This window comes from Leifsonia soli (assembly GCF_013408745.1).
GTDB lineage: Bacteria > Actinomycetota > Actinomycetes > Actinomycetales > Microbacteriaceae > Leifsonia > Leifsonia soli.
In genome coordinates this window covers 251,094-265,515 of sequence record NZ_JACCBJ010000001.1, presented here as the reverse complement: position 1 = coordinate 265,515, position 14,422 = coordinate 251,094, and the positions used below count along the sequence as shown (strand labels likewise).

Below are 14,422 nucleotides of genomic sequence, written 5' to 3'. Positions count from 1 at the left end.
CGGGTGCATCGCTGCGGTCAGGGACCGGCCAGGGGTGCTGGTGGCGGCAACCGGGCTCGTGGCGGTTACTCCCGGATCGCCGCGCCGAACAGCTCGCCGGCCCGGGCCGCGCCGGCCAGCTTCGCCTCGCTCGCCTCTGCGGCGGTCAGGGTGCGGTCCGCCGCGCGGAAGCGCAGGGCGAAGGTCAGGCTCTTGTGCGCATCCGGCAGGCCGGGTCCGCGGTAGTCGTCGACCAGCCGGACGTCCTCGAGCAGCTCCCCTGCACCCTCGCGGACGGCGCGCAGCACCTCGCCGGCCGGGGCGTCCTCCCGCACCACGAGCGACAGGTCCTGCGTCGCGGCAGGGAAGCCCGCGATGACGCCCGCGACGATGTCGGCGGGGGCGACGGCGATCAGGGCGTCGAGGTCGAGCTCGAAGACCGCGACGACGCGCGGCAGATCGAGGTCGTCGGCCAGCGCCGGGAGCAGCTCGCCCGCGTATCCCACCGGGGTCTCGGACCCGTCGGCACCGCGGGCGACGAGCCGCGCGGTGCGACCCGGGTGCAGCGCCTGGTGCGACGACTGCACCAGGTCGACGGTCACGCCGACGGCGGCAGCGGTCTGGCGCACCATGTCGAGCGCGTCGACCAGGCCGGCCGGCACGGCGGCGAGCCCCGGCTGCTTCTCGACGGCGTTGCCGACGACGAGGCCGGCGAGGTGTCGCGGCTGCGCCGGGATGCCCGCATTCAGTCCGGCGAGGATGTCGGCACCGGGCAGCGCGGCGCCGGGCGGGAGCGTCTCGCTGCCGATCGACCCCTCCGACGGCCGGAAGACGGTGCCGAGCTCGTAGACGCGGAGGTCGACGAGCCCGCGCGCGAGATTCCGCTTCGCCGCATCCACCAGGCCGGGGAGCAGCGACGTGCGCAGGTACGGCGCGGTCGCGTCGAGAGCATTGGCCAGGCGGACCGCGAGGACGCCGCCGGGCTCGGCGGAGCCGAACAGGTCGTTCTGGGCCTCGCTCACGAACGGGAACGACAGCACCTCGGTGGCGCCGTTGTCGGCGAGCGTCTGGGCGACCGCGCGACGGAGGCGCTGCTCGCGCGTCAGCCCGCGGCCGGGAGGCGCGACCGGCAGCACCGACGGGATGCGGTCGTAGCCGACGATGCGGGCGACCTCCTCCGCCAGGTCCGACTTGTCGCGGAGGTCCGGGCGCCAGGTCGGCGGGGCGACCAGCAGGCCGTCGGCCGTCTCGGTCACCGTGCCGCCGATCTCGGCGAGCGCTCCGCGCACCTCGTCGTCGGAGAACTCGACGCCGACGAGCGAGGCGATGTACCCCTTCGGCAGGCGGATGGGCTCGGCGGCCTCGGAGTCGTCCAGCAGCGAGCCGAGCTCGTCCGCACGACCGCCGGCGAGCTGCTCGAGCAGCTGCACGACGCGCGCGGCCGCGGCCACGGCGACCTGCGGGTCGACACCGCGCTCGAAGCGCTTGGACGCCTCGCTGGGCAGCTTGTGGCGGCGGGCCGTCCGCGCGATCGACACCGGGTCGAAGTTCGCCGCCTCGACGAGCACGGTGCGGGTGCCGTCGCCGATCTCGGTGGATGCTCCGCCCATGACGCCGGCCAGGCCGATCGCCCCGGAGGCGTCCGCGATCACGAGGTCTTCCGGGTCGAGCTTCCTGGTCTGGCCGTCGAGGGTGACCAGCGTCTCCCCCGGCGTCGCGCGGCGGACCACGATGCCGCCGGACAGTTTGTCGAGGTCGTAGCCGTGGATGGGCTGCCCCAGCTCGAGCATCACGTAGTTCGTGATGTCGACGATGAGCGAGATCGACCGGATGCCGGCGAGCGTGAGCCGCGCGATCATCCACGGCGGGGTGGGGCGTGAGCCGTCGACGTCGCGGACGACGCGGGTGACGAAGACGCTCGCGCCGACACGACCGCGGATGGGAGCGGTGTCGTCCACCGTGACGCTGAAGCCGCTCGGGTGGTCGGCGACGGAGCCGAGCGGGACCGCGTCGGCGGGGTCGCGGAAGGCCGCACCCGTCGCGTGCGAGTACTCGCGCGCGATGCCGCGGATCGAGAACGCGTAGCCGCGGTCGGGCGTGACGTTGACCTCGACGGCCGCGTCGTCGAGCCCGAGCAGGCTCACCGCGTCCGTGCCGACCTCCGCGTCGAGGCCGAGCGTCGACAGGCGGAGGATGCCGTCGTGGTCCTCACCGAGGCCGAGCTCGCGGGCCGAGGCGATCATGCCGTCGGACACGTGCCCGTACGTCTTGCGTGCCGCGATGGGGAAGGGTCCGGGAAGCACGGCGCCGGGCAGCGTCACGACGACCTTGTCGCCCTCGAAGAAGTTGCGGGCGCCGCAGACGATGCCGCGCACGTCGGCGCCGCCGTCGGCCGCCTTCTCACCATCGGGGGCGACGCGCACCTGGCACCAGCGGATGGTCTTGCCGTTGCTCTGCGGCTCCTCGACGAACTCGAGCACCTGGCCGACGACGATCGGACCGCTCAGCTCGAAGGTGTGGATGTCCTCCTCCTCGAGCCCGACGGACACGAGGGCGGCGTGCACCTCCTCCGGCGTCGTGCCGGGCTCCAGGTCGACGAACTCGCCGAGCCAACTCAGGGGGACGCGCATCAGACCACCATTCCGAACTGCTGGGAGAAACGGACATCGCCTTCGGCCATGTCGCGCATGTCCTTGACGTCGTTGCGGAACATCAGGGCGCGCTCGACGCCCATCCCGAACGCGAAGCCCGAGTAGACGTCCGGGTCGATCCCGGCGGAGCGCAGGACGTTGGGGTTGACCATGCCGCAGCCGCCCCACTCGATCCAGCGGGCGCCGCCCGTGAAGGTGGGGTGCCACAGGTCGAGCTCGGCGCTCGGCTCGGTGAACGGGAAGTAGTTGGGGCGCAGCCGCACGCGCGCCTCGTCGCCGAACAGCGTCTTCACGAAGTGGTCGAGCGTTCCGCGCAGGTGCGCCATGGTGAGGCCCTTGTCGACCGCGATGCCCTCCGTCTGGTGGAACACCGGGAGGTGCGTCGCGTCGAACTCGTCGGTGCGGAAGACGCGGCCGGGAGCGATCCGGTAGACGGGCAGGTCGTCGCCGAGCAGCGCACGCAGCTGGACCGGCGAGGTGTGCGTGCGCATCACGAGGTGCGCGTCCGTCGGCTCGACGAAGAAGGTGTCCTGCATCGCGCGCGCCGGGTGGTCGGCGTCGAAGTTGAGGGCGTCGAAGTTGTACCACTCGCTCTCGAGCTCCGGCCCCTCCGCGACCTCCCAGCCCATCCCGACGAAGACGTCGGCGATGCGCTCCTGGAGCAGGCTCAGCGGGTGGCGGGCGCCCGGCGTCCAGCGCGAGGGCAGCGCCGTGACGTCGACGGTCTCGGCGGCGAGCTGCGCGGCCTCCTCCGCCGCGGCGATCTCGGCCTCCTTGGCGGTGAACGCCTGGTTCACGCGTGCGCGTGCACCGCCGACGAGCTTGCCGGCCGCCGCCTTCTGGTCGCCGGGGAGCGACCGGATGCTCGCGTTCAGCCGGGCGAGCGGCGAACCCTCGGCCGTGTGGTCGTGGCGCACCGCCTTCAGCGCCGTCGAGTCGTGCGCGGCATCGATCGCGGCGAGCGCCGCACCGACCGCCGACTCGACCGCGGATTCGGTGATCTCCGTGGAATCTGACACGGTCACCCAGTCTAGTCGGCGCGACGGCGTCGACTCAGCGCGGAGCCCGGGCTGTGGATGGTGCCCGCCTGTGGAGAAGGACCGTTCAGGAGCGCTGCGCGAACGCCGACTCGTAGAGGCACACCGAGGCGGCCGTCGCCAGGTTCATCGACTCGGCCTTCCCGTAGATCGGGACGGTGACCACGCGGTCCACCAGCCCGAGCAGCTCGTCGTCGAGCCCGTGCGCCTCGTTGCCGAACACCCACGCGGTCGGCCGGGTGAGCTCGCCGTCCCGGCGCGCGGAGAGGAGGTCCTCCCCCTTGATGTCGGCGGCGAGCACCTGCAGGCCCGCGGTGTGCGCGCGTCCGACGACGTCGGCCAGGTCGGCCCCCACCGCGACCGGCAGATGGAACAGGGAGCCGGTGGTCGACCGCACCACCTTGGGGTTGTACAGGTCGACCGTCCGGCCGCTCAGCACCACGGCATCCGCTCCGGCCGAGTCGGCTGCGCGGATGATCGTCCCGGCGTTGCCCGGGTCGCGCACCTCCTCCAGCACGGCGACGAGCCGCGGAGACCCGGCGAAGATGTCGCGGATCGAGGTCGGGAACTGGCGCGCGACGGCGACGAAGCCTTGGGGCGTCACAGTGTCGGCCATCGCATCCAGCACGTGCTCTGAGACGAACTCCACCTCGATGCCGGCGTCGGACGCCGCGCGGGCGATCTCGGGATACCGCTCGAGCGCCGTCGGAGTGGCGAAGAGGTCGACGACGAGCTCCGGCCGGAACGCGAGCGCCTCTTCAACGGCCTGCGGCCCTTCGAGGAGGAACAGTCCCGTCTCGGCACGGGCGGGACGCTTGGCGAGCTTGGCGACGGCCCTGACGCGCGGCGAGCGCGGGTTGTCCAGCATGGCACCAGCTTAGGGTGCCGGTGATCCGGACGGCCTCGCGTCTCGTGTTAAGGGAGAACGGATGGAGGCTGAACGATGAGGAACAGCATCAGGATGGCGTGGATCGGCGGCGCGGCGGTCGTCGCCCTGGGTCTCGGGACGGCCGCGGCGGTGGCCGCGACGGCCGGTGCCGGCGGAGACGATCGTCTCCACAGTGTCCACCAGAGCGGGACACCGTCGCCGGTGCTCGATGACCGTATTCAGCGCCCGACGCCGAGCGATCCGCCCACGGCGGTATCGGTTCCGGCACCCGACGACCACGGCGCAGACGACCCGGCCGCCCATGACCTCGGCGACGACCACGGGTCCGGCGGCCACGGCGCGGATGATCCCGCCGGTCACGACGCGGGCGACGATCACGGCTCAGGCGGCCACGGCGCCGACGACTGACCCCGCGGGGCTACGGGCGGATCACCCGTCCACCCGCAGGCCGCGCACCACCAGGTCGAGCAGCCGGTCCACCTGACCGGGGTCGGAGCTCTGCGCCGTCGAGAGGAACACCCCGATCATGGCGGCGGTCACGTCGTCGGCGACGGCGTCCGAACGGAGCACGCCCTGCTGAGCTCCCTCGGCGAGGAAGAGCCCGATCGCCTCGTTGACCCGGCGCCGCGTGTCGGCCGACGCCGCGGCCGAGCGGAGGGCTCCGGCACGGACCGACTCGGCCATTCCGCGCTTCGTGGCGATGAACCCGGCGTACCGGCGCATGAACTCCCGCAGCGCCGCGTCCGCCGGCATCCTCTCCAGCAGCGGTCCCACCGTGCCGAGCACGGCGTCCAGCTCGCTCGCGTAGACCGCGGCCACCAGCTCCTCCCTGGTCGGGAAGTTGCGGTACAGCGTCCCGATCCCCACGCCCGCGGCGCGTGCGATGGCTTCGAGCGCGGGGTCCTCCCCCGACGACGTCAGTGCGTCGCGTGCCGCGTCGAGGATGGCCGCGCGGTTGCGCGCCGCATCCGCTCGCGGGCGTCGGGGATGCGCCGGCGTCTCCGTCAAAGTGGAGGTCCCTCCGGTTAAGTGTTACGGTCGGAATAGCGGAGGCTCCTCCGCTTTCATCCCAGTGTAGGAGGTTCCATGACCGCGAGCAGCATCCGACCCGGCGGCGTGTACCGGTTGGGCGGCCGGGAGGTCGCCCGCATCGGGTACGGCGCGATGGCCCTCGAGAGATTCGAGCACGAGCCGGAGGCGGGAACGGCGCTCCTCCATCGCGCGGCGGAGCTCGGCGTCGACCACCTCGACACGGCCGACTTCTACGGTCGCAGCGTCTCGAACGACATCATCCGGCGGGCATTCGGCGACGACCCGGCGATCGCGGTCGCCACGAAGGTCGGCGCCGTGCGGGTGGATGCGCCGGTTCCGCTCGCCCTCGCCCAGCGGCCCGACGAGCTGCGGGATCAGGTGCACGCCAACCTGCGCACGCTCGGTCGCGACCATCTCGACGTCGTCAATCTGCGCCGCCCGGAGGTCGGACCGGGCCTCACCGTGCCCGACGACGAACTCGTCGATCTGGACGACCAGCTCGCCGAGCTCATGGCGCTGCGCGACGCCGGCGTCATCGGCGGGATCGGCCTGAGCGCCGTCCGGGTGGACACCGTCCGGCGGGCGCTTCCCGCCGGCATCGCGTGCGTGCAGAACGGCTACTCCGTGCTCACCCGCGACTTCGAGGACATGGTGGCCCTGTGCCGCGCGGAAGGAATCGCCTGGGTGCCGTACTTCCCGCTCGGCAGCGGCTTCCCCGGGCTGCCGAAGGTCGCCGACCACGCGGTGGTGCGGAGTGTCGCCGCCGAGGCCGGCGCGACGCCGGCGCAGGTGGGCCTCGCCTGGCTGCTCGCGCACGCACCGGACATCCTGCTCATCCCCGGCACCGGCAGCGTCGCCCACCTGGAGGAGAACGTGGCCGCCGGCTCCGTGCGCCTCACCGACGACCAGGTCGAGCGGCTCGACGCGATCGCGGGCGACTGACCGCTGCACAGACGCAGAACGGCCCGGCCGACGTGAGTCGACCGGGCCGTTCGTGGATGCGCGTGTTACGCGGCGGCGTCCGCCTTCGGGGCCGACGTGTCGGCCGGCAGCGCCTTCTTGGCGGTCTCGACGAGAGCCGCGAAGGTCGCGGGCTCGTTCACGGCCAGGTCGGCGAGGATGCGACGGTCGACCTCGACGCCCGCCAGGCCCAGGCCCTGGATGAAGCGGTTGTAGGTGAGGCCGTTGGCGCGGCTCGCCGCGTTGATCCGCTGGATCCAGAGACGGCGGAAGTCGCCCTTCTTCTGACGACGGTCGCGGTACGCGTAGACGAGGGAGTGGGTGACCTGCTCCTTGGCCTTGCGGTAGAGGCGCGACCGCTGACCGCGGTAGCCCTCGGCGCGCTCGAGGATGACCCGACGCTTCTTGTGGGCGTTGACCGCCCTCTTCACTCTTGCCATTAGTCGATTTCCTTAGTGCTGATAAAAGATCTGAGCGGGCGAGTTACTTGCCGAGCATCCGGCGGATGACCTTGGCGTCCACCTCGGGGACGACCTGCTCCTGGTTCAGCCGGCGCGTGCGACGGCTGGACTTGAGCTCCAGGTTGTGGCGCATACCGGACTGCTGCTTCATGACCTTGCCGCTGCCGGTGATCTTGAAGCGCTTCTTGGCGCCGGAGTGGGTCTTCTGCTTGGGCATTACTTCTCCTCGTTCGTCGCCTGGGCGGGCGAACTCTCATCGGACTGAGCAGCGTCGGCTGTCTCAGCAACCGCGTCCTGGTCGCGCCCCTGGGCGCGCGCCTTGGATGCGGCACGTACTGCGTTGGCCTCGGCCTTGGCCTCGGACTTGTTCTTCACGGGGCTGATGATCATCACCATGTTGCGCCCGTCGATCGTGGGGTTGGACTCCACCGTGCCGAGCTCGGCGACGTCCTCCGCGAAGCGCTGCAGCAGACGGACGCCCTGCTCCGGACGCGACTGCTCACGGCCTCGGAAGAGGATCATGGCCTTCACCTTGTCGCCGGCCTTCAGGAAGCCTTCTGCGCGCTTGCGCTTGGTCTCGTAGTCGTGCTTGTCGATCTTGAGGCGGAACCGCACCTCTTTGAGGATGGTGTTCGCCTGGTTGCGCCGGGCCTCCTTGGCCTTCTGCGCAGCCTCGTACTTGAACTTGCCGTAGTCCATGATCTTGGCGACCGGCGGCTTGGAGTTGGGCGCGACTTCGACCAGGTCGAGGTCGGCCTCCTGCGCGAGTCGCAGTGCGACCTCGATCTTGACGACACCGACCTGCTCTCCGCTGGGGCCGACGAGTCGTACTTCGGGGACGCGGATACGGTCATTCGTACGGGGTTCGCTGATGTCTGTCTCCTCTGATCAAGCGATTCTTCGCGAGCCACGGATCGTCGGTGACGTTCCGGCGAAAGAGGAGGTTCCACGCACCAGCGCGGCCTGCGATCCGAGGATCACAGGCCTGGTACAACACCCTGACTACCCCTGCGTTCGCACGCGGTGGCGGAGTGCAACGACCCGGTAACCTAGAAAACGGTCAAGCGCGGGTGGGAGGAATCTCCACTTTCGTACCGGGACAGAAGTCCCGGAGCCCAACGATTCTAACAGAGGAATGCAGTGAGCGACACATCCTTCACTTTCGACGACTCCGGCCACGGCGAGGACGGCGTGGCCGAGGCCACCCGCGACATCGCCGAGGTGCCCGCCGTCGAGGTGATCACCACCACCGCGGTGCACCTGATGAGCGCCGCCGCCGTCAAGTGCGGGCTGGCGGACGACCCGGAGCACCAGACCGATCTGGATGAGGCCCGCAAGCTCATCGACGCCCTCGCCGGCCTGGTCACGGCGAGCGCGCCGCACGTCGGCGACCAGCACGCCAGGAGCCTCCGCGACGGCCTCCGCTCCCTGCAGCTGGCCTTCCGCGAGGCATCGGCGATCCCGGACGAGATCGGCAAGGGGCCGGGCGAGAAGTACACCGGCCCGGTCAGCTGACCATGGCGTTCACGCCGCCTCCCGCGTTCACAACGCGCCCCACCCTCCAGGGCACGTTCGGAATGAGCGCGTCGACGCACTGGCTCGCCACGGCCGCCGCGCAGGCCGTGCTGGAGCGCGGCGGCAACGCCTTCGACGCTGCGGCGGCCGGCGCCTTCGTGCTGCACGTCGTCGAGCCGCACCTGAACGGACCGGGCGGCGACCTCGTCGCCCTCGTCGCGACGGCGGACGACCCGGCCCCGGTCGTGCTCTCGGGCCAGGGGCCGGCGCCCGCGGGGGCGACCCGCGAGCACTACCTCGCCGAGGGACTGGAGCTGGTCCCGGGTTCCGGCGCGCTGGCCGCGGCGGTCCCGGGCGCCGTGGACGCGTGGCTCCTGCTGCTGAAGGATCACGGCACCTGGGAGCTCGCGGACGTGCTCGCGTTCGCGATCGGCTATGCGGAGGGCGGCCATCCCGTGCTGGAACGCGTGTGCGCGACGATCGAGCGCGTAGCACCGCTGTTCGCCGAGCACTGGCCGACGTCGGCGGAGCGGTGGATGCCGGGCGGCCGCATCCCGCAGCCCGGCGAGCTGATCACCGACCCGGCGTACGCGCGGGTGCTGCGCCGCCTCATCGCCGCGGGCGACGGCGCGGCGCGGCGGGAGGAGCGCATCGAGGCAGCGCGCACGGAGTGGGCGACGGGAATCGTCGCGCAGGCCGTCGATGCGTTCGTGCGAACGCCGCACCGCCACTCCGACGGCGGCGACCACGCGGGTGTCATCGCCGCGTCCGACTTCGCGGCGTACCGGGCGTCCTACGAACCGGCGATCACCTCGGAGTTCCGCGGGCACACGATCGCGAAGACGGCCGCCTGGGGTCAGGGCCCCGCTCTGCTCGCGACCCTCGCCATCCTGGACGGCTTCGACGACGACCGACTCGACCCGTCCACCGAGCTCGGCGCCCACACGATTCTGGAGGCGCAGAAGCTCGCCTATGCCGACCGGGACGCCTACTTCGGCGACGACGACGTGCCGCTCGACACGCTGCTGTCGCCCGCCTACGCCGCCGAGCGCCGCGCCCTGATCGGCGATCGCGCCTCGACCGGGTTCCGTCCGGGCGCGCTGCCCGGCCGCGAGCCCTTCGCGCCGCCGCTGCGCACCGCGTACACCCCGCCGTCCGGCGTCACGACGGCGGGCGTCGGCGAGCCGACCGTCTCGCGGACCGGCGAGACCCGCGGCGACACCTGCCACATCGATGTGGTCGACCGCTGGGGCAACATCGTCTCGGCGACGCCGTCCGGCGGCTGGCTGCAGTCGTCGCCGACCATCCCGGAGCTGGGATTCTGCCTCGGCACCCGCCTGCAGATGACCTGGCTGGAGGAGGGATCGGCGTCGACGCTCACGCCCGGCCGCCGACCGCGGACCACGCTCACGCCGACGCTGGTGCTGCGCGACGGCGTCCCCGTGACCGCGCTGGGCTCCCCCGGCGGCGACCAGCAGGATCAGTGGCAGCTGCTGTACCTGCTGCGCACGATCGTGGGCGGCTACTCCCCGCAGCAGGCGATCGATGCGCCGGCGCTGCACACGACGGCCATCGCGGAGTCGTTCTGGCCGCGCACCTGGGAGCCGGCCGGCGCGGTCGTCGAGGATCGCCTCGGCGACGACGTCATCGCGGGACTGGAGGCGCGCGGCCACCGCGTCACCCGCGCAGGCGACTGGACGCTCGGCCGTCTGTCGTCGGTCGGCCGCGACCCGCAGACCGGCGTGCTCACGGCCGCAGCCAACCCCCGCGGCCAGCAGGGGTACGCCGCGGGACGCTGAGAACCCCGGTCGACCCGCGCGCCGCAGCCCACCCGCCGGTCAGCCCACCCGCCGGTCAGCCCACCCGCCGGTCAGCCCACCGCGTCCACCGCGCGGCGGACGGCTGCCACGGTGCGGCCGGCCTCCTCGGTGTCGGTGAGCCAGTTGCTGACCGAGAAGCGCAGCACCGCCCTGCCCTGCCACGTCGACGGGGATGCCAGCGCCGCCCCGTCGGCGAGGAGCGCCGCTCCGACCGCACGGGTGCGGTCGTCGTTGCCGAAGGACGCGCACACCTGCGTGTAGACGACCTGGTTGAGCACCTCCGCACCGGGGATGCCGCGGATGCCGTCGGCGATCACCGCCGCCGCGTCCGCCAGCTGCTGGACCAGGTCGGCGACCCCGAGGCGGCCGAGCTGAGCGAGCGTCGCGTACGTGGTCAGCCCGCGGGCGCGGCGGGACAGCTCCGGGACGCGGTCGCTCGGGTCGGCCACGTCGGCGGAGGAGGCGAGGTAGGCGGCGTGCTGCGCCATGGCGCCGTGCAGTGCGGCCGGATCGGCGACGGCGGCGATACCGCAGTCGTAGGGGACGCTGAGCGTCTTGTGCGCATCCGTCGCCCAGGAGTCCGCGCCGTCGATCCCGTCGGTCAGCGCGCGCAGCCCGGGGGCGGCGGCCGCCCAGAGGCCGAACGCGCCGTCCACGTGCACCCAGGCGCCGGCGTCGCGCGCGATCCGGATCAGCTCGGGGAACGGGTCGAACGCTCCCGAGTGGATGTTGCCCGCCTGCAGCACGACGAGGGCCGGCCCGTCGCCGTCCGCCAGCGCCTCGCGCAGGGCGTTGGGCAGCATCCGCCCCTGGGTGTCCGCCACGATGACCCGCGCGCGTCCGAGCCCGGCGAGATGCGCGGCGCTGTCCACCGAGCCGTGCCGCTCCGCGCCGGCCAGGACGCGGATGCGCGGAGACCCGGCCAGTCCGTCGCCGGGGTCCCATCCGGCCCGTCGCAGCAGTTCGTCCCGGCCGCAGGTCAGCCCGACGACGTTCGCGACGGTGGCGCCCGTGACGAACCCCACCTCCGCGGTATCGGGCAGCCCGAGCAGGTCGAGAAGCCACTCCGCCGCGAGCTCCTCCGCGCCGGCGACCCCGGGCGTGACGGAGCGGAGGCCGTTGTTCTGGTCCCACGCAGAGGTCAGCCAGTCGGCGGCCAGCGCGACCGGCTGAGCCCCTCCCATCACCCAGCCGTGGAAGCGCGGCGAGTGGATGCGCATCAGGCCCGGCTCGATCGCCGCAGACATCCTGCGGATCACCTCGACCGGGGCCGGCCCGCGGTCGGGCAGCGCGCGTCCCAGCGCATCCTTCACCTGCTCCACGTCCGCCTCGGGCGGGATGCGTCCGTCGCGGACGCCGTCGAGCCACCGCTCCGCCGACCGCACCGCTTCCGCGAGCGGCTCCCGAAATCCCTCCCGATCACTCACACGCGCATGCTAGTGGCCGCCGAGGTGCTCGTTGTTGCTGCCTTTTCGGGGCGGAAGGCAGCACCTGCGAGCATCTCGTCACCAGACGGGCGGGCGTCGCTCCGCCCAGCGGAGGCGGCGCTCCAGCTGGGCGGCCAGCGAGAGCAGCGTCCGCTCGCCGCCGGGGCGGCCGATCAACTGCACCCCCATCGGCAGGCTGTCGGCGGTCTGCGACACCGGGAGGACGATCGCCGGCAGGCCGGTGACGTTCAGCATGGAGGTGAAGGGCGTGTACTGCACCTGCTGCTCGAAGTTCCGCTCCCCGTCCTCCTGGTCGTACCAGCCGACCGGACGCGGGGTGAGGGCCATCGCGGGCGTCAGGACGGCGTCGAACGACGACAACTGGCGGATGAAGCTCCGCTCGTACGCGGTGAGGGCCGAGAGCGCCTCGCTCAGCTCCCGTGCGCTGAGGGAGCGACCGCGCTCGACCAGCCACGCGGTCAACGGCTCGAGCAGGGCGAGCGCGTCCCCCTCGGCCGGGATGCGCGCCGCACCGGCCTGCCAGATCGTGCGGAACGCCGGAGCGTAGGTGTCGTCGGGTTCGAGCGCGGTCTCCTCGACCCCGTGGCCCAAGGAGCTGACGGCGTCGACGGCCACGGCGAGCGCTTCCTGCGCCTCCGGAGCGATCCGGATGTCGTACGCGCCGTCCCAGGCGGAGGTGGTCATCACCCCGAGCTGGAACCGGCCCTCGCCGCGCACGGCCGTTCCGAGGAAGGGGCCGTCGTCGTCGTACGGCGCGCGTAGCGTGTAGTGGTGATCGATGCGGCCGTTGCGCTTCGCGATGATCCCGTCCAGCAGCAGGGCCGCATCCGCTGTCGTCCGGGCGATCGGGCCATCCACCACGAGCCCCGCCAGCGAATCGATCCCGCTGCCGGCGGGCACCAGCCCGCGCGACGGCTTGAGCCCGACCAGCCCGCACGCGGCGGCGGGGATGCGGATGCTGCCGCCGCCGTCGGACCCCGGCGCGAACGGCAGCATCCCCGCCGCCACGGCGACCGCCGCTCCCCCGCTCGATCCGCCCGCGCCGAGCTGCGGATTCCACGGGTTGCGCGCGGGCGGCGCGGCCAGCGACTCCGTGTACGCGGGGAGTCCGAACTCCGGCGCATTGGTCTTGCCGAGGCTCACCGCCCCCGCCGCGTCGAGCGTCTCGACGATCTCGTCGCTGGTGTCCGGCACGAAGCCGGCCATCGCACGGGAGCCGAACCCGGTGGGCACGCCGGCGCGCATCCACAGGTCCTTGTCGCCCGACGGCAGCCCCCACAGCGGCGCGGTCTTCGGCACCCGCTCGGTCACCTCGTCGGCCCGTTCGAGCGCGAGCTCCCGGGTGACCGTGACGAACGCTCCCAGCTCGGGGTTCAGGCGTTCGATGCGGTCCAGGTAGTGCGAGGCCAGCTCACGGGGCGACACGCGCCCGGACTGGAGTTCCTGCCAGAGTGCGAGCGCGGTCAGCTCGTGGAGGTCGGCCATGGGGCCAGGCTAGCCGAGGTCGTGGTCGGCCTGGAGGAAGTCGATCACCGCCCGGTTGAACGCCGCAGGGTCGACGTTGTACTCCCAGCAGTGGTCGGCCGGCGAGAGCTCGACCAGCCGGACCGTCCGCGGGTTCGCCATGGCCAGCAGGACGGACGAGGCGAGGGGGACCTGTCGATCGCCCTCGGAGTGGATCACCAGCGTCGGGACCGGGAGGCGCCCAGGACGCGACCAGTCCAGCCGCTCGAAGTCGATCGGCTCGGGGAGGCCGAGCCTTGTGCTCCTGCGCGGGTCCGAGAGCGCTCGGATGGCCGCGGTCCCGGCCCATCGTGGCAGCCCGCGCTCGGCCGCGCCGGAGTGGATCGCGGCCCGCCAGTCCGTCACGGGCCCGACGAGCACCAACCGGTGGATGAGCGCGCGGAAGGCGCTGCGCTCGACGAGCTGCAGGGCGATCGCGCCGCCGAGCGACCACCCGACCAGCACCACGCGCCGGGCGCCGTGGGCGACGGCGTAGCCGATCGCGACATCCACGTCCTCCCACTCCCGCAGCCCGAGCGTCGAGGCTCCTCCTGGCGACGGGGACGCCTCTCCGTCTCCGCGGTAGCTGACGACGAGCGAGACCATGCCCAGCGCGTCGACCGCCGGAACGGAGCGCAGGCTGGTCACCCGGCTGGTCCCGCGTCCGTGGATGTGCACCGCCCAGGTCGCCGGAAGCGCCGGCCGCGCCGGCTCGATCAGCCACGCCGGCGCGGTGCCGGCGGGCACCGCCAGCAGCACCTCCTGGAAGTCGCGCCCGAGGGCGGCCGGGCCCGCATGCAGGTGCCCCGTCCAGTAGCCGGCGCCGGCCGACGCCAGGTCGCCGGTCACCGTCAGCACTTCACGCGTCACCGTCCGCGCGCGGACGTCGTGCGATCGCAGGTGGCCGATCACCGCGTGACCGCCGTCTCCGAACCACAGCCCGAACTGGCCGCGGTGCAGGGTCCGGCGGTCGGCGTCGAGCGTCACGCTGGTGTCGGAGATCCGGTGGATGCGGGTCGCCCGCCGCTCGCGCGGCCGGACCACCGCGCGCGCCAGACGCAGTCCTGCACTGCGCACGCCCCACAGCACGCCGGCCCACGCGAGGCCGAGCGCTGCGAGAGTCACGA

At 72.7% G+C, this 14,422-nt stretch carries 14 protein-coding genes; 4 read left to right on the top strand and 10 right to left on the bottom strand.

Annotated features, from left to right (window positions below; translation table 11 throughout):
- Positions 1 to 65: 65 nt before the first annotated feature.
- From pheT to BJ963_RS01225, 3 genes are all read right to left on the bottom strand, one after another.
- Positions 66 to 2,609 carry a phenylalanine--tRNA ligase subunit beta gene (gene pheT / locus BJ963_RS01235; RefSeq protein ID WP_179454026.1) on the bottom strand — a complete coding sequence of 848 codons (2,544 nt, stop codon included), beginning with the start codon at positions 2,607 to 2,609 and terminating at the stop codon, positions 66 to 68.
- Positions 2,609 to 3,649, bottom strand: coding sequence for a phenylalanine--tRNA ligase subunit alpha (gene pheS, locus BJ963_RS01230; RefSeq protein ID WP_089916846.1), 1,041 nt, complete (start codon positions 3,647 to 3,649; stop codon positions 2,609 to 2,611). The genes pheT and pheS overlap by 1 nt, the downstream gene beginning before the upstream one ends.
- A gap of 85 nt (positions 3,650 to 3,734) precedes the next feature.
- The gene (locus BJ963_RS01225; protein ID WP_179454024.1) at positions 3,735 to 4,535 is read right to left on the bottom strand and encodes a TrmH family RNA methyltransferase; all 801 of its coding nucleotides are present in this window, start codon (positions 4,533 to 4,535) and stop codon (positions 3,735 to 3,737) included.
- A 75-nt stretch (positions 4,536 to 4,610) separates the two neighbouring features.
- Here BJ963_RS01225 and BJ963_RS01220 point away from each other — a divergent pair, with 75 nt between their 5' ends.
- Positions 4,611 to 4,964, top strand: a complete 354-nt coding sequence (locus tag BJ963_RS01220; RefSeq protein WP_179453681.1) for a hypothetical protein — start codon at positions 4,611 to 4,613, stop codon at positions 4,962 to 4,964.
- Between the two features lie 21 nt (positions 4,965 to 4,985).
- Here the strand turns inward: BJ963_RS01220 and BJ963_RS01215 are convergent, their stop codons facing one another.
- Positions 4,986 to 5,564, bottom strand: coding sequence for a TetR/AcrR family transcriptional regulator (locus BJ963_RS01215; protein WP_179454022.1), 579 nt, complete (start codon positions 5,562 to 5,564; stop codon positions 4,986 to 4,988).
- A gap of 78 nt (positions 5,565 to 5,642) precedes the next feature.
- On the opposite strand from BJ963_RS01215, the gene BJ963_RS01210 reads away from it, so the two are divergent.
- Positions 5,643 to 6,530 (top strand): aldo/keto reductase, encoded by an 888-nt coding sequence (locus tag BJ963_RS01210; protein WP_179454020.1) that lies wholly within the window; start codon positions 5,643 to 5,645, stop codon positions 6,528 to 6,530.
- A 65-nt stretch (positions 6,531 to 6,595) separates the two neighbouring features.
- On the opposite strand, the gene rplT is transcribed toward BJ963_RS01210, so the two are convergent.
- From rplT to infC, 3 genes are read right to left on the bottom strand one after another with little or no spacing between them, the layout of a single operon-like run.
- Positions 6,596 to 6,988, bottom strand: a complete 393-nt coding sequence (rplT, locus tag BJ963_RS01205) for a 50S ribosomal protein L20 (RefSeq protein WP_089913014.1) — start codon at positions 6,986 to 6,988, stop codon at positions 6,596 to 6,598.
- A gap of 43 nt (positions 6,989 to 7,031) precedes the next feature.
- Positions 7,032 to 7,226: a 50S ribosomal protein L35 gene (gene rpmI, locus BJ963_RS01200; protein WP_018190164.1), complete on the bottom strand. Its 195-nt coding sequence runs from the start codon at positions 7,224 to 7,226 to the stop codon at positions 7,032 to 7,034.
- Positions 7,226 to 7,882 (bottom strand): translation initiation factor IF-3, encoded by a 657-nt coding sequence (gene infC, locus BJ963_RS01195; protein WP_089913016.1) that lies wholly within the window; start codon positions 7,880 to 7,882, stop codon positions 7,226 to 7,228. The genes rpmI and infC overlap by 1 nt, the downstream gene beginning before the upstream one ends.
- A gap of 267 nt (positions 7,883 to 8,149) precedes the next feature.
- Between infC and BJ963_RS01190 the strand changes: the two genes are divergently transcribed.
- Positions 8,150 to 8,524 carry a DUF1844 domain-containing protein gene (locus tag BJ963_RS01190; RefSeq protein ID WP_089913019.1) on the top strand — a complete coding sequence of 125 codons (375 nt, stop codon included), beginning with the start codon at positions 8,150 to 8,152 and terminating at the stop codon, positions 8,522 to 8,524.
- A 2-nt stretch (positions 8,525 to 8,526) separates the two neighbouring features.
- A complete protein-coding gene (locus tag BJ963_RS01185) occupies positions 8,527 to 10,323 on the top strand; it encodes a gamma-glutamyltransferase family protein (RefSeq protein ID WP_179454018.1) in 1,797 nt (598 codons plus the stop codon).
- 71 nt (positions 10,324 to 10,394) lie between these two features.
- Here BJ963_RS01185 and BJ963_RS01180 read toward each other — a convergent pair whose 3' ends face one another.
- The 3 genes from BJ963_RS01180 to BJ963_RS01170 all read right to left on the bottom strand — a co-directional run bounded on the left by BJ963_RS01180 (position 10,395) and on the right by BJ963_RS01170 (position 14,420).
- Positions 10,395 to 11,771: an aminotransferase class V-fold PLP-dependent enzyme gene (locus BJ963_RS01180; RefSeq protein ID WP_179454016.1), complete on the bottom strand. Its 1,377-nt coding sequence runs from the start codon at positions 11,769 to 11,771 to the stop codon at positions 10,395 to 10,397.
- Positions 11,772 to 11,849: 78 nt separating this feature from the next.
- The gene (locus BJ963_RS01175) at positions 11,850 to 13,277 is read right to left on the bottom strand and encodes an amidase (protein WP_179454014.1); all 1,428 of its coding nucleotides are present in this window, start codon (positions 13,275 to 13,277) and stop codon (positions 11,850 to 11,852) included.
- Positions 13,278 to 13,286: 9 nt separating this feature from the next.
- Complete coding sequence (locus tag BJ963_RS01170; protein WP_343037205.1) at positions 13,287 to 14,420, bottom strand: alpha/beta hydrolase family protein; 1,134 nt, start codon at positions 14,418 to 14,420, stop codon at positions 13,287 to 13,289.
- Positions 14,421 to 14,422 lie beyond the last annotated feature (2 nt).